Raw genomic sequence first — 20,223 nt, forward strand, 5'->3', positions numbered from 1 at the left:
TACACCTACTTTCTCTTTATAACATTTAGGATATTTTACCATATTCTAAGTAATTAGTAGAGAAATTCTGTTAAATTCATCATCATTAGTTAATAATTCAACTGGTGATAAAATATGTTTTATCTATTTAATCTTTTTTTAGGTTTTATTTTTGTTTATCTTGATTTCAATAATATAGATAGCTGCTTGATTAAATATCTAACTATTTTTAATAATTTTCTTTACCTACTCGTTAAATCTGTAAATAAAACAGCTCTTCTAGCAAGTCTATTCACCTGCATTGCTGACTACTTTTTACTTTTCACTAATAATCAGCTTGCTGGAGTACTATGCTTTATCATTGTTCAAAGCAACTATATGAAGCTTTTAGATCAATATACTTTTTTTCCTTTTGTCGCAATACTCTTATGGCCTGTTAATCCTCTTATTGCTTTAGCGTCAAATTATGCATTACTAAGTTTACACAATCTTTATTACAGTTTTAAATCACGTTATCAATCAAAACATCAATATTATTTATTTATAGCAATTTTTCTTTTATTATGTTGTGATTTTTTTGTTGCACTTACTAATATCAATCTACCGGTCCCTGCTGTATTTAGAATTTTGATTTGGATTTTATACTTACCTAGTCAGTTATTCTTCAGTGCTAGTCAAATTATTTCAGAAAAATAGTTTTTTAATATTTATTTTTTAGAGTAATGATGATATAATCATCAAGTACTGTCCTCATAGTGAAATGGATATCACGTAACCCTCCGGAGGTTAAGTTGTAGGTTCGATTCCTACTGAGGATGCCATGAAGTCTATAAACCGCTTTCTAGAGCGGTTTTTATTTTATCCAAAATAATAAATATATTTTCAAATCTAGAAAAAAGACCCATTCAATAAATATCATACTATAACATAAAATTAAACAGACAAATATGATTTTGATAAGGAGAATATTATGAGAAGAAAAGATAGAGAGATTACAGATTTTAATGAAATCATTAACATTATTAAAAAATGTGATGTTTGTAGAATTGCCTTAAATGATAAAGATTTTCCCTATATTGTTCCACTCAACTTTGGATTGGATATCCAGGGAAAAGAAGTATATTTATATTTTCATTGTGCCATGGAAGGAAAAAAATTAGACTTGATTGCGAAAGATAACCGTGTAACATTTGAAATGGATTGTGATCACAATTTTATTCTTTATGAAGAAAGAATGAGCTGCACAATGGGATATGAAAGTGTTATTGGTCATGGTGTTATTGAAACTGTTCCCGACGAGAATAAATATGAATCATTAAAGATTCTAATGCGACAATATCATGCCGAAGATTTTAAATTTAATACCGATATGATGAGGGTTACAACTGTATTAAAAATGACAGTAATAGACATGGTTGGAAAAAGAAGAAATAATATACATTAAAATAATAGAAAAATATAGAATTCAAAAAGTATAAGTTAAAATAGTAAACTTATACTCTTTTACTTTGCTTGATAATAAATTTTCACCTATAAAAAAACTGAAAAGTTGTAACATAGCTACAATCCTTCAGCTTTTAAAATACCATAAAATATATTAAAACAATAATTCCTAAAATGATTCGATACCAGCCAAATGCTTTGAAATCATGTTTTTTAATATAGCTCATTAAAAATTTGATCGTTAACATACTGACCACAAAAGCTACTAGCATTCCAATCACTAATAATAACAATTCTGCTGTTGTAAAAGCAAAACCAAATTTAACTAATTTCAATAAACTGGCTCCAAACATTACTGGAATTGCTAAAAAGAAAGTGAATTCTGCTGCAACAGTTCGACTAACTCCAATCAATAAAGCCCCAACGATCGTTGCTCCTGAGCGTGATGTACCAGGAAATACCGCAGCAATCAATTGAAAGATTCCAATGATCAAGGCTGTATTATAAGTAATTTCACTTAATGAATTGATTTTTGTTTCTTTACCTTTGTTGTAGTTTTCAATGAAAATAAACAGAACCCCAAAAACAATCAATGCAATTGCAACTGTCAAAGGATTGTAAAACAACTCATTTAATTGATCATCAAACAAAAGACCTACTACAGCTGCTGGAAGGCATGCAAAAATAATTTTAAACCACATTGAAAAAGTATCCTTCTTTATTCTCCATCTATTTTTATAATCAAAAGGTATCAACTTTTTCCAATAAAGTACAACTACTGCCAAAATTGCTCCTAGCTGAATTACAACTAGAAACATTTCTAAAAAATCAGCACTAACATTTAATTTAATAAATTCATCAACTAGAATCATATGTCCAGTACTACTAATTGGTAGCCATTCAGTAATACCTTCAACAATTCCTAAAATAATAACTTTAATTAATTCAATAATTTCCATACTCTCCTCCACCAATTATACTAGTGCATTATAGCACTATCTTAACTAAATTACATTAAATATATTCTTAAGATTTTATTAATATGATAGAATATACGCAGAGGAAAAATGAAATGAAAAGAAATGTAAACATAATTGTCGTATTTAATCAAAATAAATCAAAAGTATTAATGTGTAAAAGAAAAAAAGCTCCTTTTAAAGGACTTTATAATTTTGTCGGAGGAAAAATCGAGCCAAATGAAGATCATCTTCAGGCAGCATATCGTGAATTAGCCGAGGAAACTAATATATCTAAAACAGATATTGAACTGATCCATTTTATGGATTTTACCTATTACCTTGATGATACTCTTCTAGAAACATATATTGGTACCCTTTCAACCAATGTTGATATTCACGGTGAAGAAAATCAGTTAGCCTGGATCAAGCTAACTGATGATTTTAAAGATCTTAATCGTTTTGCAGGAAATGGTAATATTTACCATATTCTCAAAGAAATATCACTAATGATGCCGTTCTAATGTATATCCTCGGCCACTAACTTCATCAACCGTTGCTACTACCATAAATGCAACAGGATCAATTAATTTAATCTGTTCTTTGATTTTGGTTAATTTAACCGGTGGAATAATTGTTAATAAGGTTTTAGTGTCAGTCTCATTAAAACCTTTTTGACTATATAAAGAAGTTACCCCAGCATCCGCTTCTTCAATAATCATTTTTTTGATCATTTCATGGCAGTCGCTAATTACTACTAATTGAACCATCTTAGAACCTTTTGTTAAAGTTTTATTCAACATAAATGATGTTACAAAAACAAGAACAATACTGTATAAGATTTTAGTTGGATTACTGAAGGTTGCTTGCATACATAAGATAATAAAATCAAATACGTTAACCATAATGAATACTGGAATTCCTAATTTTCTATTCAAGATAATCGCAATAATATCCATACCTCCAGATGATGCATCTGAACGGATCATTAATCCTACCCCAATTCCAACTAAGCAGCCTGCTAAAACGACTGCTAATAAAGTATCTTGACAATAATTATGGAAAATTGCATTGGTATTGAAAAATTCTAGCAAAACAGGAAAAGCAAATGTTGATATAAGTGTAGATAAAGCAAATTTTTTACCAATAAAAAATAATCCTAATAAAAATAATAAAACATTAATGATTCCTACGATAAGTGAAATATTTATCCCAGTATAATGATTAGTAACGATTCCTAGACCAGTTACTCCTCCAGAAATTAATTGATTTTCTAAAACCAGAGTACTTACCGCAAAAGCTACAAAAACATTTCCTAATATAATAGTTCCGATTCTTAATAATTTTCCTTTCATATTATCACCTCGGGGTATAAGATAGCATAATTATTTACCAAAGAATGTAACATATGCTACAATTAAGAAAAAAGGTGGAAAAAATATGAAAATAGCAGAAAATCTCTTTAATTACTTTAAAAATACAGGTACATTGATCAAATATCAGCCCAACGATATTATCTATATGCAAGAAGATTCAAGCAACAATCTTTATTTGATTTTAAAAGGACGTGTTCGTGTTTATTTAATTTCAAAAGACGGACAAGAAATCACTTTAGATATCATCGATAAAGGAAGAATCTTTGGCGAATCTTCATTTTTATTAAACACTTCAAGACCAGTTTGTGTTAGTGCTATTGATGAAGTTGAATTGATCTCTTGTAATCTTGAAAATTTGTATCCTGCCATTTTAGAATCAAAAGAACTAACTATAGCAATCATGCAGCTCTTATCTTCAACTAATGATCATCTTACTAACCAAGTAAAAAAAGCATATTTTTATAACCGCCATGAAAAAATTGCTGCTTTTTTATTAGAACAAAAGAAAAAGACTATCTCATACACACATGAAGAAATAGCCTCTTTAACAGGACTTAATCGCGTTACTGTTACTAAAATTCTCAATGATTTTTATCAAAAGGGCTGGATCGACCTAGCCTATCGTAAAATCATTATTGTTGACCATGATGAGTTAAGCAATTATCTAGATAAATAATCATATTTAAGCAATTGGCAATTTTCCGTTTGATAATAAAAAATATCATCGTTGCTCATCTCATTAAAATACGTATTAATTGCCCGACAAACAGCACCATGACACACTAATAAAACATTACTTTTGGTTGCCTGTTCTTTGATTTCATCAAGAAATTCATAGACCCGCTTGCATAATTCAATAAACGATTCACCATTAGGATACCGTATTGCTAAATTATGTTTATTAGCAATAAAACCAGGATCATCACGATGTACCCCCTCATAGATACCAAAATTAATTTCACTGATTCTCGGTTCAATAATCACTTCTAAACCTTCTACATTAGCATAGTCAGCAGTATCAATAGCACGTTGTAACGGTGATACATATAAAAAATCATATTTAATTGATTTTAATTGTCGACCCAATTCTTTGGCTTGTTCAATTCCATCTGTTGTCAAAGCGGCTGGACTAATTCCGCAAACTAAATTATTAACATTATAATTTGTCTGTCCGTGTCTCGTTACATAAAGACTCATTTCATTCACCTGCTTTACTTTTATCACTGTACTCACAATGATTTTTTCTTAACTAACGGTTATTCTACTACAAATAAGTCTCTTTATTCAACTAATTATAGTATATTCTTTTGATAAAACAAAAGAAAAGACAAGGCCCTTGCTTCCTTGTCTAAATCGCTAAAAAGTTTTTATTTTTTAAAAATCTACTTCGCTGTCATAATAGCAAGCTTTTAACAACTCAACCATTTCTTCTTGAGTTGGAATTCTTGGATTAGAACCTGTACAAGCATCTTCAATTGCTAGTGCTGCAATATTATCAACTCGTGCCAAGAATACATCTTCTCTAACAAAACCAGTATCTGCCGGTAATCCATCAGCTCCATAATGATTGATTGAATGTGGAATATTTAATTCATCATTCATTTTGCGTAAGTATGCAATTAATAAAGCTACTTTTTCATCATCACTATTTCCACCTAAATGCATATAATCAGCAATTACACCATAACGTTTTTTAGCTGTTTCATCTTTTGCATTAAAGGCAATAACTTTTGGCAAGTACATTGCATTTGCTGCCCCGTGAATAATGTGACCACCTTGATCAACAAAAGCTGCACCAGTTTTATGTGCCATTGAATGCACGATTCCTAATAGCGCATTAGAGAATGCTTGTCCTGCTAAACATTGGGCATCATGCATATCGTCACGAGCACCCATATCTCCATTGTATGATTTAACTAAATTAGCTTGAATCATTTCAATGGCATGAATCGCTAATGGATCAGTGTAATTACAATTCGCAGTTGAAACATATGCCTCAATCGCATGCGTCATCGCATCCATACCGGTATGCGCAACTAGCTTAATTGGCATTGTTTCAGCTAAATCAGGATCAACAATTGCTACATCTGGTGTAATTTCAAAATCAGCAATTGGATATTTAATTCCTTTTTCATAATCTGTAATGATTGAGAATGCTGTTACTTCTGTAGCAGTTCCACTAGTTGATGGAATTGCACAAAAATGTGCTTTTTTTCTTAGTTTAGGAATACCAAAAACTTTACACATTTCTTCAAATGTAATTTCCGGATATTCATACTTAATCCACATTGCTTTAGCAGCATCGATTGGTGAACCACCACCCATAGCTACGATCCAATCAGGTTGGAACTCTTCCATGACTGCAGCACCTTTCATCACTGTTTCCACAGATGGATCAGGTTCAATCCCTTCAAATAGTTTTACTTGCATTCCAGCTTCTTCTAAATAAGCGATAGCACGATCAAGAAAACCATTTCTTTTCATACTTCCGCCACCGACACAAATAATCGCTTTTTTTCCTTCTAAAGATTTTAAAGCTTCTAACGAACCTTTTCCGTGATACAAATCTCTAGGTAATGTAAATCTTTGCATCAGACCACCTCCATAACCAAATTATAGCGCTTACATATTTAGTTATGAAGAGACAAAAAAGGAATAGCCCTATCCCTTTTTATGTATACCTAGATATTAATTTCTTTAATACTACGCTTGATTGCTCTAATAAAGCCCTCATCTTCTTTCGACAAACGATATCCTTTTCTCGTAATCAACAGATCTTGATAACTCATTTTATTTTCTTGACACTCCTTAGTAACTAAATTAAAACGTCTTAAAACTTCTTGAGGAATCGGTGACACCCACATAAAAGTATGAGGTAGATGATTTAATAACTCAAATTGACTAGCCCGTTCATATACCGAAATTTCTTTTTTACTATGACGTGTTTCATCATTACGATTGGTTGCTACGATCGGTAATGATGGTAAAGCTGTATCCCCATGTGTAATTTCTATTTGGGTTTCTAGATCAGATAGATAAATAATCTCTTTAAATGATAACGGATTTTCATTTGAAAATAATAATTGATAATTAAATTGATATAGTTTTTCAAAATTTAGTTCCTTTGTTTCTAATAAATGGAGAAAATAACTCTCTTCATCAATAGGAAAGCGAATTATTCCAATATTTGCTTCTCCTTCATAAACATCCTTGATTGTATCAAAAGAATTCGTTTCGCGATAATTAACCTTAATATTTTTATCATGAAAATTAATCATCGATAAATAATTAGTAAACGCATTAGCGACATAACTAGCCCGCGGTACACATATATCTAAATGAACAGACTTATCATCATATCCTTGATACATGGCTTCCATCTCTTCTACCTGCATAATGATACTTTTAGCTCGTTCAATAAATTCAGCACCTTTTTTTGTTGGAATAACTCCTTTTGAAGTTCGTTCAAAAATAATTATCTGCATATTTTCTTCCAGATCTTTAATTGTTTTACTTAAATGCGGCTGATTCATATATAAATTGCTGGCAGCTTTACTAATTGAGCCGGCTTTTGCAACTTCAATCACGTATTTTAAATGTAATAGATTCATCCCAATATCTCCTTAGTGATTATTTTAACATAGAAAAGATAAATTGTGTTTATATTCTAACATATTTATCAAATATATATTTTTTTATCTATCGCTATAACTTACAAATATATGGTACTTTTGACTTAATTGTATTTAAAGCGCTTTCAACTTATGTTATAATTAAATCAAATGATAAAAAAGAAAGAGGTGTAAAAATGAAAAAGTTGAAACAAGAATATTTGGATAAAATTGACGAAATCGTTGCTAAGCACAAAGATGAAAAAGGTCCAATGAAACTTATGCTTCACGAGATTCAAAACGAATTAGGCTATATTCCTTTTGAAGCAATGGAAAAAATTTCTGAAACAATTGGTGTTCCAGTATCTAAAGTATACGGTGTAGTCACTTTCTATTCTCAATTTACAACTGAACCTAAAGGTAAACATGTTATCGCCGTATGTTTAGGAACAGCTTGTTATGTCAATGGTTCCCAAACTATTCTAGACTTACTTTGTGAAATGACGGGATGCGAAGTAAATTCTACTAGTCCTGATGGACTATTTTCAATTGATGCAACACGCTGCGTTGGTGCCTGTGGTCTTGCGCCAGTTGTCAGTGTTGACGGAATTGTTTTTGGATGTACTAAACAATTAGAAGATTTAAAAATGCTTGTCTTAGATTATTTGAAAGAAGAAGCCCCATGTTAGTTAAAGAGATTGTCGATATACTAAAAGCGAAGGAAATATATATTGATGATCAAGCAATCTATCAAAAAGACTATAAAAAGGGCTTCTCTTCTGATTTAATGTCAGATGCTCTAGCATTATTGAAAAACGAAACCGAAGAAGTATTATTTATTACTGGTCTAGCCAACGTACAATCTTTAAGGACAGCAGAAGTTTTAGATATTGATACAATTTTATTTGTTAGAGGAAAGCCACTAGACATGACAATTGTTGATATGGCTAAAAATCTTCATATTAATCTCTTCCAAACTGATGAAACAATGTTTGAAGCTTGCGGCAAGCTATACGAGGCAGGAATGCGACGATGATTAAAACTTATCAAGTAGAAAAAGATAATTATCAAGATGCCGGGAAAGCATCAAGTGATATCAAAAGGACTCTAAAAGCCCTAGGAATTGACCGAAAAATTCTAAAAGCAGTAGCGATTGCTTGCTATGAAGCTGAGATCAATATTGCAATTCATTCCGATGGAGGAACAGTTACTTTTGAAATTGATGATGACGGTATTGTTCATTTAGCTTTTGATGACATTGGTCCTGGGATTGAAGATTTAAACCTTGCTCAAACACCCGGTTATTCAACGGCCTCACCCAAAGCACGGGAATTAGGTTTTGGTGCCGGAATGGGTCTTTACAACATGAAAAGTGTGGCTTCTACCTTTGAAATTACTTCTTCAAATGAGGGAACCCACATCAAGATGACATTTTAATGAAGCAAGTTATTAGTTATTTAGGCAGTGGTTGTAAAAACTGCATTAAATGTGTTAAATCATGTCCTATGGATGCCATTTCAATTGTCAATGAACAAGTAATTATCGATGAAGATAAGTGTATTAATTGCGACATTTGTATTCAGGCATGTGACCAGAAAGTATTAAGAATTAAAAATATCGATCTTGAAAGCACCTTAAAAAAACATGATTACAATATTGCATTGATTCCTACTGCAATCTTATCTGATTTAAAAACATATGATGAGATAAAAAATATTGCTCATGCAATCAAGGAGTTTGGATTTGATGAAGTAGTTCAATATAGTGATATTGAAGGACTTTTATATAAACAGGGTTTAAAAGATAGTAAAAATGGTGAAGAAGTAATGTTAACATCATTTTGCCCGACAATTAATAAACTGATTATTAATGATTACCCTACTTTGATCGATCATTTACTACCATATGATTATCCTGTTGAGATTGCTGCTAAAAAATTACGGCAAAAATACGCACAGAAAGATATTGCTATCTATTCTTTATGTGAGTGTGTTGGAAAATTAACACTTGCTAAACAACCTTTTGGTAATGAAGATTCAAATATCGATTATGCCTTAAGTGTTTCACAAATGTTTCCACGGATAAATCAATTTAAAAATGATTCACAAGAAGAACTTGAAATCAATGAATATGGAGTAAAAAGTATTGTTGGTGATCTTTATGGAGATAAAAGACTTTCAGCAATCAGTGTTGAAGGATTATCACAAATTAGAAAAGCCTTGGATTTAATTGAATTTGATCAACTAAAACATGTAGATTTAATGGCATTATTTGCTTGTTTCCAAGGATGTATCGGCGGCTATTATTTATGGTCTAATCCTTTTGAAGGCTGCTTTAATATTGAAAGCATGATCGATGATTGTAATGGTAATTTAGCTTCGTTAGATAAAAAAGATTATATCAAAGCACATGAAATAACAAGTGGTAATGAAAAGAATTTCAAAGAACGCTTAGCTTGGTTTAATAAAGTAAATGCTATTTTAGAAACTTTACCTCAATATGATTGTGGCAGCTGTGGATTCGCAAATTGTCGCGGTCTAGCTTCACGAATTGCTAGTGGTGAGGTTGATGATTCATTATGTCGAGTAAAAAGAAGGTGATGGTATGAATATCAAAGAAATACTTCAACTAGAAATCAAACAAATAAACAAAGCACCTTTGACTAATATTGTTGAAAATGTATATATTGGAGATTTGTTAAGTTTTGTTATGGCAAATGGTAAGGAAGGTGCTTTATGGTTGACTGTCCAAAAACATTTAAATGTTGTAGCAGTAGCTGAATTAAATGATTTTGCTGGAATTATCTTTGTCCAAAATAGTTTTCCGGATGGAGATACCATCGCTAAAGCTGACGAATTAGAAATTCCGTTATTTATTAGTCAGCTTGATGCTTATCATCTTTGTAAACAATTAATTTCTTTAGGTCTTTAAAATGTATTACGATCTGCATATTCATTCAGCTCTCTCTCCTTGTGGCGATGATACTATGACAATCAATAACATTTTTAATATGTCTTATATTAAAGGTCTGGAATTAATTGCAATTACTGATCATAATTCTTTAAAACAACAAAACTACTTAGAAGAAATCATCAATCATGAAATCTTAAAAGGCAAGATTGATTATATCCATGGTGTTGAATTACAGAGTAAAGAAGAGATTCATATTCTCGCCTACTTTTTAAAAGACACCGATTTAAAACCGATTCAAGCATGGATCGACAGTTATTTAATAAAAGTTCCAAATAATCCCGATTATTATGGCAATCAATATATCTTTAATGTCAATGATGAAATTATCGATCATGAAGACAATTTATTGATCAGTTCCCTTGATCTAGATATATATCAAATCATTGAGACAATCCATTCTTTTAATGGAATAGCTGTTTTAGCTCATGTATTAGCTAAAAAATTTGGAATCTATGAGATATATCAAGGAATTCCCGATGATTTAGCTTATGATGGTATTGAAGTTGGTAATTTAAGGGAATTAAAAGAACTAAAAAAAAGATGCCCTTCTGTGCGTTGTGAACATGTCTTTTATAACAGCGATGCTCATAATTTAGAAGCTATCAATGAACCAGTCAATCAAATTAATAAAGATGATTTTTATCAACTGTGGAGGAAAATATAATGCAGGAAATCGCAATGAATATTCTCGATATTGCTTATAACTCAATAAAAGCTCAGGCTAATTTGATCAAGATCATTATTCACGATAGCAGTAAATTAAATATTATTAATATCCAAATTATTGATAATGGCATTGGGATGGACAAAACAACTGTAAAAAATGTTATTGATCCATTCTATACAACAAGAACCACTAGAAAAGTCGGTCTTGGAGTCCCAATGTTTAAGGAAAACATTGAAGCTACTGGAGGAACCTTTAAAATCGAATCCGAAGTTGGAAAAGGTACTCATGTAACTGGTGAATTTATTAAAAATCATTTGGATACGCCACCAATGGGAAATATTGTTGAAACAATTATTACTTTGATTCAAGCTGATGAAAAAATTAATTATTTATTTAAATATACAAGTGATAAATTAGAATTTATTTTAGACACTCAAGAAATTAAAAAAATTCTTGAGGGTGTTCCAATTAATCAACCAGAGATAATTGTCTGGTTAAAAGAATATATAAAGGAGGGATTGCAACTATGAAATCCTTAGAAGATTTAAAAAAACTTCGTGATGCTGCTCAAAGCAACATGTCAATGCGAACAGATGAACAACAAAAATATCGGGTTGTCGTAGGAATGGCAACTTGCGGGATTGCAGCAGGAGCGCGTCCTGTTTTAAACACTTTAGTAGAAACTGTTGCCCAAGAAAAATTACCTGCAACAGTATTACAAACTGGATGTATTGGAATGTGCACTCTAGAACCAATCGTAGAAGTGTTTGATCGCGATGACAATAAAACAACATATGTATTAGTAAACCCTGCTAAAGCTAAAGAAATTGCTGAAAAACACTTAAAACATGATGAAATAATCGACGAGTATACTGTCGGACATTATAAGAAATAGGAGGTTGTAAGATGCCAACAAAAAGAACCCAAGTGTTAGTTTGTGCTGGAACTGGTTGTACAATCGGTAATTCAGGTGAGCTAATCACGGAATTCGAAAAAGAAATCAAAGCTCTTGGGCTTGAAAAAGAAGTTGAAGTTTTAAGAACTGGTTGTTTAGGATTATGTGGAGTTGGTCCAAATATTTCTATCTATCCAGATAATATCATTTATAAAACTGTTCAGGTTTCTGATGTTAAAGAAATCGTTATGGAACACTTCTATAAAGGTCGTCCAGTTCATCGTTTAATGTTAAATGAATCTGATGAAGAAACAAAAGAGATTCATGATATAAATGATACTAAATTCTATAATAAACAAAAAAGAATCGCCCTTCATAATTGTGGTGTAATTGACCCAGAAAACATTAATGAATATATCGGGAAAGATGGCTACTTTGCCTTAGCTAAAGTAGTTAGCGAAATGACTCCACAAGAAGTCGTAGATGTAATTAAAGCTAGTGGATTACGCGGCCGTGGAGGTGGTGGATTCCCTGCTGGAGTTAAATGGCAATTTGCTTTAAATGAACCCGGTAAAGAAAAATATGTTATTTGTAACGCTGATGAAGGTGATCCTGGAGCATTTATGGATCGTTCAATTCTTGAGGGAAATCCCCACAGTGTTATTGAAGCAATGGCTATTGCCGCTTATGCAATTGGTGCTAACCATGGATATATTTATATTCGAGCTGAATATCCTATTGCCGTAGAACGTTTAAATACAGCTTTAGAGCAAGCACGTGAGCTAGGACTAATCGGTAAAAATATTTTTGAGAGTGGTTTTGATTTTGATTTAGAACTACGTTTAGGAGCTGGAGCCTTCGTTTGTGGTGAAGAAACAGCTTTGATTCAATCAATTGAAGGTGAACGGGGAATGCCTAATCCGAAACCACCATTTCCTGCCCATAAAGGGGTCTGGGGAAAACCAACTATTATTAACAACGTTGAAACATATGCCAATATTGCTCAAATTATTCAACATGGTGCTGAATGGTTTAGGAGCATTGGTACTGAAACATCACCTGGTACAAAAGTATTTGCCCTTGGAGGAAAAATTGTTAATACTGGATTAGTTGAAGTTCCAATGGGAACTACTTTACGTGAAGTAATTTATGAAATTGGTGGTGGCTGCCCAAATCACAAACGCTTTAAAGCAGTTCAAACAGGTGGTCCATCAGGTGGCTGTTTGACTGAAGAACAACTAGATACACCAATTGGTTTTGATGAATTAGTAAAACTTGGCTCAATGATGGGATCAGGTGGAATGATCGTTCTCGACGAAGACAACTGTATGGTCGATGTAGCCCGCTTCTATATGGATTTTATTGTTGATGAATCATGTGGTAAATGCACTCCTTGCCGTGTAGGAACCAAACGAATGCTAGAATTGCTTGAACAAATTTGTGACGGTAAAGGAACAATGGAAACTTTAGATGAACTTGAATTACTAGCTTCAACAATTCAAGATACTGCTCTATGCGGCTTAGGTCAAACTGCTCCTAACCCTGTACTTTCTACGATCCATCAATTTAGAGACGAATATATTGCACATATCGTTGATAAAAAATGTCCTGCTGGGGTATGTAAAGAATTATTACAATATGAAATCGATGAAGATAAATGTCGTAAGTGTGGTCTTTGTGCTAAACAATGTCCAGTTGGAGCAATCAGTGGTGAACTTGGAAAAGTTCCATATGTTATCGATCAAGAAAAATGTATTAAATGTGGTCAATGTATTAAAGCATGCCACTTTAATGTAATTGAAAGAAAGTAGGTGTAAGGAATGTCGAAAATAAAAATGACTATCAACAACCGTGAGGTAGAGGCATATGAAGGCCAAACAGTCTTGGAAGCAGCCAAAAATAACGGAATCCATATCCCTACTTTATGTTATTTAAAAGATGTTACAGGAACAGGTGCTTGCCGTGTTTGCCAAGTTGAAATCGAAGGTGCAAAAACATTATGCGCTGCCTGTGTTTATCCTGTTAGAGAAGGACTAGTAGTTAAAACTAATTCTCAACGAGCTTTAGATGCAAGACGTCGAGTCGTAGAATTAATTGTTTCTAACCACTCTAAAGATTGTCTATCTTGTATCCGTAATACAAACTGCGAATTACAACGACTTTGTCAAGAATTAGGAGTCCGCGAAGATGCTTTTGCTGGCGAAAAAACAGCTCCTACCTTTGATGAAGTTTCGCCTGGAATCGTTCGTAATACTTCAAAGTGTGTCCTTTGCGGCCGCTGCGTTGAAACATGTGCTAAAACCCAAGGTTTAGGAATCCTAGGCTTTATGAATCGTGGTTTCAAAACTAAAGTTGGTCCAGTTTATGATAAGAGTATGAATGATGTCAACTGTATGCAATGTGGACAATGTATCAATGTTTGTCCAGTTGGAGCGTTACAAGAAAAAGAAGAAGTCCATAATGTTATTGCGGCTTTAAATGACGACAGTAAACATGTTGTAGTGCAAACTGCACCAGCAGTTAGAGCCAGTTTAGGCGAAGAATTTGGAATGCCAATAGGAACTAGAGTAACTGGTAAAATGGTCCATGCCTTAAAATTAATGGGCTTTGATAGAGTATATGACACAAATTTTGGTGCAGATTTGACCATAATGGAAGAAGGATACGAGTTTATCCATCGTATCAGCAATGATGGAGTTTTACCAATGATTACATCTTGTAGTCCTGGATGGGTAAACTATATTGAACACGAATATCCTGAATTATTAGATCATTTATCAAGTTGTAAATCACCACATATGATGCTAGGTTCAATGATTAAATCTTATTATGCAAAAGAAAATAACCTTGATCCAAAAGATATCTATGTTGTTTCTATTATGCCTTGTGTTGCTAAAAAAGGTGAAAAAGAACGTGAAGAAAACTTAACTGATGGTTTAAAAGATGTTGATGCGGTATTAACAACTAGAGAGTTAGGTAAATTAATTAAAATGTTTGGGATTAATTTCCGTGATTTAAAAGACGAAGATTTTGATCAAGACATGTTCGGTGAATACACAGGTGCCGGAGTTATCTTTGGTGCCAGTGGTGGTGTAATGGAAGCTGCCTTAAGAACTGTAACTGATGTTTTAACAAAAGAAGACTTAACTAATTTAGACTATCATGCAGTTCGTGGTGAAGAAGGAGTCAAAGAAGCTAGTTTAAAAATTGGTGATATGACAGTAAATGTTGCAGTTGCCCATAGTATGGTTCTAGCTAAACCTTTACTCGAAGAAATTAAAAACGGTACATCTAAATATCATTTCATTGAAATCATGGGATGTCCTGGCGGATGTGTTAACGGTGGTGGTCAATCATATGTTAATGCTTTAACTCGTAATAGCGGTTTTGACTGGAAACAAGCTCGTGCTAAAGCGTTGTATGATGAAGACTTAGCATTACCTGTTAGAAAATCCCATAAGAATTCACAAATTCAAAAATTATATGCTGATTTCTTAGGTGAACCAAACAGCGAAAAAGCACATCATTTATTACACACACATTATACAAGAAAAGAACGGTTTAAATAATTATCGTTAGGGGGGAATATATGAAGAAAATAATTAAATATTTATTATGTTTAATGATGATATTCACGATGATTGGGTGTTCAAATACAGAAACTAAAGATAAATCCAATACAGTTAAAATACTATGTCCTGCGGGAGCTCCGTCACTTGCCTTTGTCAGTGAGTATGAAAATATCAGTAAAAAAGGAAAAATAGATTTTGTTGATGGTAGCGATCAGCTTGTTGCTGAATTATCAAAAAATAGCAGTGATTACGATATTATTGTTGCCCCAATTAATTTAGGTGCTAAATTGATTGCTAGCGAACAAACCGATTATCGTATTCAAGGGGTTATTACCTGGGGTAATTTATACTATATTGGAACTAGTAACGAAGCATTAAATCAGACTGGCGAACTGGGTTTATTCGGTGAAGGTGCAGTTCCTCAAAAAATCGTTGATACTGTAAAAATTAATACTTCATTGACTCCTAAGTACTATCAATCAGCAACATTAGTACAACAACAATTATTATCGGGCAACATTCAAGTTGGAATGTTAGCTGAACCACTTGCAAGTGCAACGATTGCTAAAGCTAAACAAGCAGGAATTGAACTTTCAATTATTGCTGATTTACAAAAAGAATACGGTAAAGATGGTTATCCTCAGGCCGCTATCTTTGTTAAAGAAAATAACAGCTATGATGAACTATTTGAAGCAATCGATCAGTTCACTAATAATGATTACAATGGATTAAAAGACTATCTAGAAAAAATTGGTATCGAGACATTGAGTTTGCCAAGTGTTGAAATTACAGTTAAATCTATCGATCGTCAAAATGTCCATTATAAAAAAGCTAGTGAATGTTCTGAGCAAATTAAAGACTTCTTAAAATTATTTAACATTGATTATAATAAAAATATGTTAAGTTCATGAGACGTAAAATAATTACTTTAATATTAATTATTGGTTTATGGCAAGGTTTTGCTTTATCAATTGATAAAGCAGTAATCTTGCCTTTACCACTTGTAGTCTTTAACCAAATGTTCAACCTAGCAACTAGTCAATCCTTCTATATCGCAATTGGAGCAACTTTATCACGTGTTGCTTTAAGTTTCTTTTTAGCTTTAATAGTTGGGACCATCTTAGGCGTTTTTAGTGGCTTGTTTAAAAGTGTTAATGAATACTTAGCTCCAATTTTCTCATTCTTACAAACTATCCCTCAAATTGCCTATATTTTAATTTTATTGGTATGGTTTAAAAGTCTGACTGCATTGATCATCATTGTTTTATTGATGATTTTGCCAGTATTTTATAATAATGCTGTTAACGGTATTAAAAACATAAGTAACGATTTAAATGATGTTACGATTCTCTATCACCATCCATTTAAATTTAATCTAATTCATGTTTATCTCCCTTTAATCAAAGGGTATATCGTCTCAGCCGTTGAAACAGCTCTACCACAAAGTTTAAAGGTCGGTGTGATGGCTGAAATTTTTGTTTCCTCAAATCAAGGAATTGGTAAACAGTTGTATTTTGCTAGAGCACAAATTGATATGGTCAGTATTTTTGCCTGGACCATCTGGATGGTTATTATTATTATGTTAATTACATATTTTACTAATAAAATAATTAATAAAGATAAAAAGTAAAGAAGTCAAGCGATTTGCCATAACTAGCGCTAATCACACTTCTTTACTTTTTATCATCTACAATTATCTGAACTTTTCCACAACGTTTTCCTTTATATAAACGATCATCAGCACACTTTATCATAGTATTTAAATGCTTTGCTTTCATCGTATCTGAAATTCCAAAAGTCATCGTTATCTTAATAACATTACCCTCATAAATGAAAGAGTGCTGCCTTAAGAGATTATTAAAACGTTCAATTACATAAGTAAGTTCTTCTTTATTTGTATTAAAACATAAGAAAACAAACTCTTCACCACCCCAACGACATATATCAATATCATCAGGTATCTTATCTTTCATCAAATTTGCTAAACTATGTAATACATAATCACCACATAAATGACCATAAGTATCGTTAATAATCTTATAATCATCAATGTCGCCTATTACAATATTACAATCTAAATTAGGAGATGAATTTAAACTATCAAATAGATAATGACGTGTTCTAAGTCCTGTTAACTGATCATTATCAGCTATTTCTTGTAAATTTTCATTTAATTTATCTATTGCTTTTGAAGAAACATCAGAAATAAAAACACTGTATATCATAACAATAAAACAACAAACTGCATTAAATATTGAAAGAGTTAAAATAATATTTTTATCAGAAATTATATATATTGGAGCATCTTGGGTTGAACTGATTATTCTAATAATAATATAAATAAACACTTCAATAATTGCACATAAATAAGCCCATCTTGAATTTTTAAATGGCCAAAAATATACTAGCGATACCATTGCTAATAAGTACAAGGGAAAACCACTTTCCCATCCAAGTGTAAAAACTGTAATTCCAACAAATGTGATAACCTCAAGATGTACCGATAATACTGCAGTTCGATAATAGCCTTTATTTATTATTACCAGCATGATTCCATAAAAAATAACACTAAACAGATTGTAAACTACTAAAAAATTAAAGTTTAATAAATAGAAAATACATAAATAGATTAGATGCATAATTAATGCTAAAGCTACAATTTGTAAATACACACTTCGTACATAGTTACTATGAGCAGCTTTCCCCTTTTCATTCATCTAATCACCTTCGTTCATCTCTATTATAGTAAATTTATACCATTTTTCATATATAAACTTAAAATAAAAAGGAACCTAATAATTTGGGTTCACTTCATATCTCTCATAGACGATATTCCTTTTTATTTTGTAGCTATTCTATAAGAACAGTTTAATGATTTCTTAAATATTTTTCTTTAATATATTCAATTGTTTCATCTAAATTAGAATTCGCCAAGCGTTCAAGCATATCTCTCAAGATTCTATCTGTATTTTCATTAATCACATAATAGTGATGCGTCTTATTATAATAATCAAGTGGTGCTTTAAAATTAAACTGAGTTCCTTGATAAACCATCGTTGCAGCAACACGGTCGCAAAACATTTCAACAACATAATTAATTGGCATTTCAATGGCGATAATTCCTTTGCTAGTAAAATCGATCCAATATTCCCAATGATGTTTATTACGTCCTTTGTGATGCAGCCAGGCACTGCTATAACCAATAGTATCACGTTCATTACTATTTGGTGATTTATAGCCCAAATAATATTTAGCACCTGTTACTAATTCAGTCCAAGAATATTTAGATAAATCATGTTTTAACCCTTGTTTATACAAACCCAATCTGAAACATAATTTCATTACATAAAATTTATGTTTTGTAATTGTTTTAAAATGCTTAAACAGTTTCATTTAATTCACTTTCTGCCTTTGAAATATCGTCACTAGTATCTTCACGATATCGTGTAGCAAATATATCCTCTTGTTCATCCACTTCAACAATGTCAGCTAGATCTGGTAATTCTTCAAGTGTTGTTAAACCAAAAGTATCCATGAACTCATCAGTTACACCATACAAAATAGGCATTCCCGGAGTATCCTCTCGCCCAACCTCTTTGATCAAGGCTTTAGCTACGAGCTTACGAATCATTGCATCGCATCCAACTCCACGAATATCTTCAACTCCAGCCCGTGTAATGGGCTGATTATAAGCAATAATTGCTAATGTCTCTAAAGCAGCATTCGATAAACTAGCACTGCTTTGTTCGACCATCTTTTGATAATAAATAAAGTAATCAGCATTAGTAGCTAATTTATAACGTCCGCCAAAATTAACTAGAACAATCCCCTTTAAAGCTTTATTCCCATAAATTTCTGTAAATTGATCCATTAATAGCGTTGCTTCTTTTTTACTTATTTCTAATACTCCGGCTACTTGTTTAATATCAACACCATCATCACCAGCTAGATACAACATACCCTCAATAATATCTAAATAATTATTTTGTTCCATTAAACTTTCCCCTCTACATATATTTCTTCAAATAACCCATCTTGAATAATCTCTACTTCTTTATCTTTAGCTAAAACTAATATTGAAATAAAAGTTACAATAAAATAGAAACGGTCATGACGGTCAAATAATTCCTCAAATTTAACTTTCTTATTTACTCTTGTTTTAAAATAATTTCGTATTTGAGCTGTTCTTTCATCAATTGAAATATCTTTTTTAGCAATATGTGTATCCAGTGGTTTCATCATTGCTTTTCGCTGAAACATTTTTTGCATTGCTTTCATTAAATCATAAACTTCTAATCCTTCAGGAATCATTGAACTAGTATCCACAACATACTCGTCCATTGACTCTGCCGGTTTAATAATAACTGTTTGACGCTGTTCATATTTATCACGAATTTCATCTAAAACATCTTTATAACGCTTATACTCGATTAGTCGTTTGATCAAAGCTTCACGAGGGTCTTCTTGATATTCATCATTAATTGTCACCTTTTCTTTAGGAATCAGCATCTTACTTTTCATTTCAATCAAATCTGCCGCCATCACTAAATACTCTGACATGATTTCTAATTTAGAAGGATCCATAGCATGAATATATTGCAAATATTGATCTGCAATCAAAGACAATTCTAATTTTTCTAAGTCCATTTCTTTTTCCTTGATCAAATGTAGTAATAAATCTAATGGACCTTGAAAATCTTCAATTATTACTTGATATTCCACTATCGATACCTCCTTCACTTCGATTACGC

At 32.0% G+C, this 20,223-nt stretch carries 25 protein-coding genes and 1 tRNA gene; 17 read left to right on the forward strand and 9 right to left on the reverse strand.

All coding sequences use genetic code 11. The features are described 5' to 3' along the window. Positions 1-114 precede the first annotated feature (114 nt). From KSU54_RS01745 to KSU54_RS01755, 3 genes are all read left to right on the forward strand, one after another. Positions 115-675, forward strand: coding sequence for a hypothetical protein (locus tag KSU54_RS01745; protein ID WP_009300140.1), 561 nt, complete (start codon positions 115-117; stop codon positions 673-675). Between the two features lie 50 nt (positions 676-725). Next, a tRNA-Arg gene (locus KSU54_RS01750) sits at positions 726-800 on the forward strand. Positions 801-949: 149 nt separating this feature from the next. Continuing rightward, complete coding sequence (locus KSU54_RS01755) at positions 950-1,423, forward strand: pyridoxamine 5'-phosphate oxidase family protein (RefSeq protein ID WP_003536622.1); 474 nt, start codon at positions 950-952, stop codon at positions 1,421-1,423. Between the two features lie 133 nt (positions 1,424-1,556). On the opposite strand, the gene KSU54_RS01760 is transcribed toward KSU54_RS01755, so the two are convergent. Continuing rightward, entirely contained in the window at positions 1,557-2,381 is an 825-nt protein-coding gene (locus KSU54_RS01760; protein WP_008791445.1) for an undecaprenyl-diphosphate phosphatase, read from the reverse strand. Between the two features lie 113 nt (positions 2,382-2,494). Between KSU54_RS01760 and KSU54_RS01765 the strand changes: the two genes are divergently transcribed. Beyond that, positions 2,495-2,902: an NUDIX hydrolase gene (locus tag KSU54_RS01765; RefSeq protein WP_008791444.1), complete on the forward strand. Its 408-nt coding sequence runs from the start codon at positions 2,495-2,497 to the stop codon at positions 2,900-2,902. On the opposite strand, the gene KSU54_RS01770 is transcribed toward KSU54_RS01765, so the two are convergent. After that, complete coding sequence (locus tag KSU54_RS01770) at positions 2,885-3,733, reverse strand: YitT family protein (protein ID WP_003536617.1); 849 nt, start codon at positions 3,731-3,733, stop codon at positions 2,885-2,887. The genes KSU54_RS01765 and KSU54_RS01770 overlap by 18 nt on opposite strands. Before the next feature lie 85 nt (positions 3,734-3,818). On the opposite strand from KSU54_RS01770, the gene KSU54_RS01775 reads away from it, so the two are divergent. After that, positions 3,819-4,430, forward strand: coding sequence for a Crp/Fnr family transcriptional regulator (locus KSU54_RS01775; RefSeq protein ID WP_003536616.1), 612 nt, complete (start codon positions 3,819-3,821; stop codon positions 4,428-4,430). Here KSU54_RS01775 and KSU54_RS01780 read toward each other — a convergent pair. The 3 genes from KSU54_RS01780 to KSU54_RS01790 form a co-directional block, all read right to left on the reverse strand. Beyond that, entirely contained in the window at positions 4,415-4,951 is a 537-nt protein-coding gene (locus tag KSU54_RS01780; protein ID WP_008791442.1) for a histidine phosphatase family protein, read from the reverse strand. The genes KSU54_RS01775 and KSU54_RS01780 overlap by 16 nt on opposite strands. A 177-nt stretch (positions 4,952-5,128) precedes the next feature. Continuing rightward, the gene (locus KSU54_RS01785; protein WP_117791877.1) at positions 5,129-6,346 is read right to left on the reverse strand and encodes an iron-containing alcohol dehydrogenase; all 1,218 of its coding nucleotides are present in this window, start codon (positions 6,344-6,346) and stop codon (positions 5,129-5,131) included. A gap of 89 nt (positions 6,347-6,435) precedes the next feature. Beyond that, positions 6,436-7,365, reverse strand: a complete 930-nt coding sequence (locus KSU54_RS01790) for a LysR family transcriptional regulator (RefSeq protein WP_117791876.1) — start codon at positions 7,363-7,365, stop codon at positions 6,436-6,438. 197 nt (positions 7,366-7,562) lie between these two features. On the opposite strand from KSU54_RS01790, the gene KSU54_RS01795 reads away from it, so the two are divergent. The 12 genes from KSU54_RS01795 to KSU54_RS01850 are packed head-to-tail and all read left to right on the forward strand — an operon-like array spanning position 7,563 to position 17,102. Then, positions 7,563-8,054 carry an NADH-quinone oxidoreductase subunit NuoE family protein gene (locus KSU54_RS01795; RefSeq protein ID WP_008791440.1) on the forward strand — a complete coding sequence of 164 codons (492 nt, stop codon included), beginning with the start codon at positions 7,563-7,565 and terminating at the stop codon, positions 8,052-8,054. Next, on the forward strand, positions 8,048-8,401 hold the full coding sequence (locus KSU54_RS01800; protein WP_003536611.1) for a hypothetical protein: 354 nt from the start codon (positions 8,048-8,050) through the stop codon (positions 8,399-8,401). The genes KSU54_RS01795 and KSU54_RS01800 overlap by 7 nt, the downstream gene beginning before the upstream one ends. Continuing rightward, entirely contained in the window at positions 8,398-8,802 is a 405-nt protein-coding gene (locus tag KSU54_RS01805; RefSeq protein ID WP_003536610.1) for an ATP-binding protein, read from the forward strand. The genes KSU54_RS01800 and KSU54_RS01805 overlap by 4 nt, the downstream gene beginning before the upstream one ends. Next, positions 8,802-9,965: a [Fe-Fe] hydrogenase large subunit C-terminal domain-containing protein gene (locus KSU54_RS01810; protein WP_003536609.1), complete on the forward strand. Its 1,164-nt coding sequence runs from the start codon at positions 8,802-8,804 to the stop codon at positions 9,963-9,965. The genes KSU54_RS01805 and KSU54_RS01810 overlap by 1 nt, the downstream gene beginning before the upstream one ends. Before the next feature lie 4 nt (positions 9,966-9,969). Beyond that, positions 9,970-10,296 carry a hypothetical protein gene (locus tag KSU54_RS01815; RefSeq protein ID WP_003536608.1) on the forward strand — a complete coding sequence of 109 codons (327 nt, stop codon included), beginning with the start codon at positions 9,970-9,972 and terminating at the stop codon, positions 10,294-10,296. A gap of 1 nt (position 10,297) precedes the next feature. Beyond that, positions 10,298-11,002 carry a PHP domain-containing protein gene (locus KSU54_RS01820; protein WP_003536607.1) on the forward strand — a complete coding sequence of 235 codons (705 nt, stop codon included), beginning with the start codon at positions 10,298-10,300 and terminating at the stop codon, positions 11,000-11,002. Further along, positions 11,002-11,535, forward strand: coding sequence for an ATP-binding protein (locus KSU54_RS01825; RefSeq protein WP_008791439.1), 534 nt, complete (start codon positions 11,002-11,004; stop codon positions 11,533-11,535). Before KSU54_RS01820 ends, KSU54_RS01825 begins: the two co-directional genes overlap by 1 nt. Continuing rightward, a complete protein-coding gene (locus KSU54_RS01830) occupies positions 11,532-11,900 on the forward strand; it encodes a (2Fe-2S) ferredoxin domain-containing protein (RefSeq protein ID WP_003536605.1) in 369 nt (122 codons plus the stop codon). The genes KSU54_RS01825 and KSU54_RS01830 overlap by 4 nt, the downstream gene beginning before the upstream one ends. Positions 11,901-11,911: 11 nt before the next feature. Further along, positions 11,912-13,711, forward strand: coding sequence for an NADH-quinone oxidoreductase subunit NuoF (locus tag KSU54_RS01835; RefSeq protein ID WP_003536604.1), 1,800 nt, complete (start codon positions 11,912-11,914; stop codon positions 13,709-13,711). Between the two features lie 9 nt (positions 13,712-13,720). Next, positions 13,721-15,469: an NADH-dependent [FeFe] hydrogenase, group A6 gene (locus KSU54_RS01840; protein ID WP_003536603.1), complete on the forward strand. Its 1,749-nt coding sequence runs from the start codon at positions 13,721-13,723 to the stop codon at positions 15,467-15,469. Positions 15,470-15,489: 20 nt separating this feature from the next. Beyond that, complete coding sequence (locus tag KSU54_RS01845; RefSeq protein WP_117791875.1) at positions 15,490-16,383, forward strand: hypothetical protein; 894 nt, start codon at positions 15,490-15,492, stop codon at positions 16,381-16,383. Continuing rightward, positions 16,380-17,102, forward strand: a complete 723-nt coding sequence (locus KSU54_RS01850) for an ABC transporter permease (RefSeq protein WP_003536601.1) — start codon at positions 16,380-16,382, stop codon at positions 17,100-17,102. The genes KSU54_RS01845 and KSU54_RS01850 overlap by 4 nt, the downstream gene beginning before the upstream one ends. A 43-nt stretch (positions 17,103-17,145) precedes the next feature. On the opposite strand, the gene KSU54_RS01855 is transcribed toward KSU54_RS01850, so the two are convergent. From KSU54_RS01855 to KSU54_RS01870, 4 genes are all read right to left on the reverse strand, one after another. After that, on the reverse strand, positions 17,146-18,189 hold the full coding sequence (locus KSU54_RS01855; protein ID WP_117791874.1) for a GGDEF domain-containing protein: 1,044 nt from the start codon (positions 18,187-18,189) through the stop codon (positions 17,146-17,148). A gap of 151 nt (positions 18,190-18,340) precedes the next feature. After that, positions 18,341-18,865, reverse strand: coding sequence for a DUF5662 family protein (locus KSU54_RS01860; protein WP_117791873.1), 525 nt, complete (start codon positions 18,863-18,865; stop codon positions 18,341-18,343). Continuing rightward, positions 18,852-19,466, reverse strand: a complete 615-nt coding sequence (gene scpB / locus KSU54_RS01865; RefSeq protein ID WP_003536598.1) for an SMC-Scp complex subunit ScpB — start codon at positions 19,464-19,466, stop codon at positions 18,852-18,854. Before scpB ends, KSU54_RS01860 begins: the two co-directional genes overlap by 14 nt. Further along, on the reverse strand, positions 19,466-20,194 hold the full coding sequence (locus KSU54_RS01870; RefSeq protein ID WP_003536597.1) for a segregation and condensation protein A: 729 nt from the start codon (positions 20,192-20,194) through the stop codon (positions 19,466-19,468). The genes scpB and KSU54_RS01870 overlap by 1 nt, the downstream gene beginning before the upstream one ends. Between the last annotated feature and the right edge of the window lie 29 nt (positions 20,195-20,223).

This window comes from Erysipelatoclostridium sp. MSK.23.31, from assembly GCF_019125875.1.
Classification (GTDB): Bacteria; Bacillota_I; Bacilli_A; order Erysipelotrichales; family Coprobacillaceae; genus Thomasclavelia; species Thomasclavelia ramosa.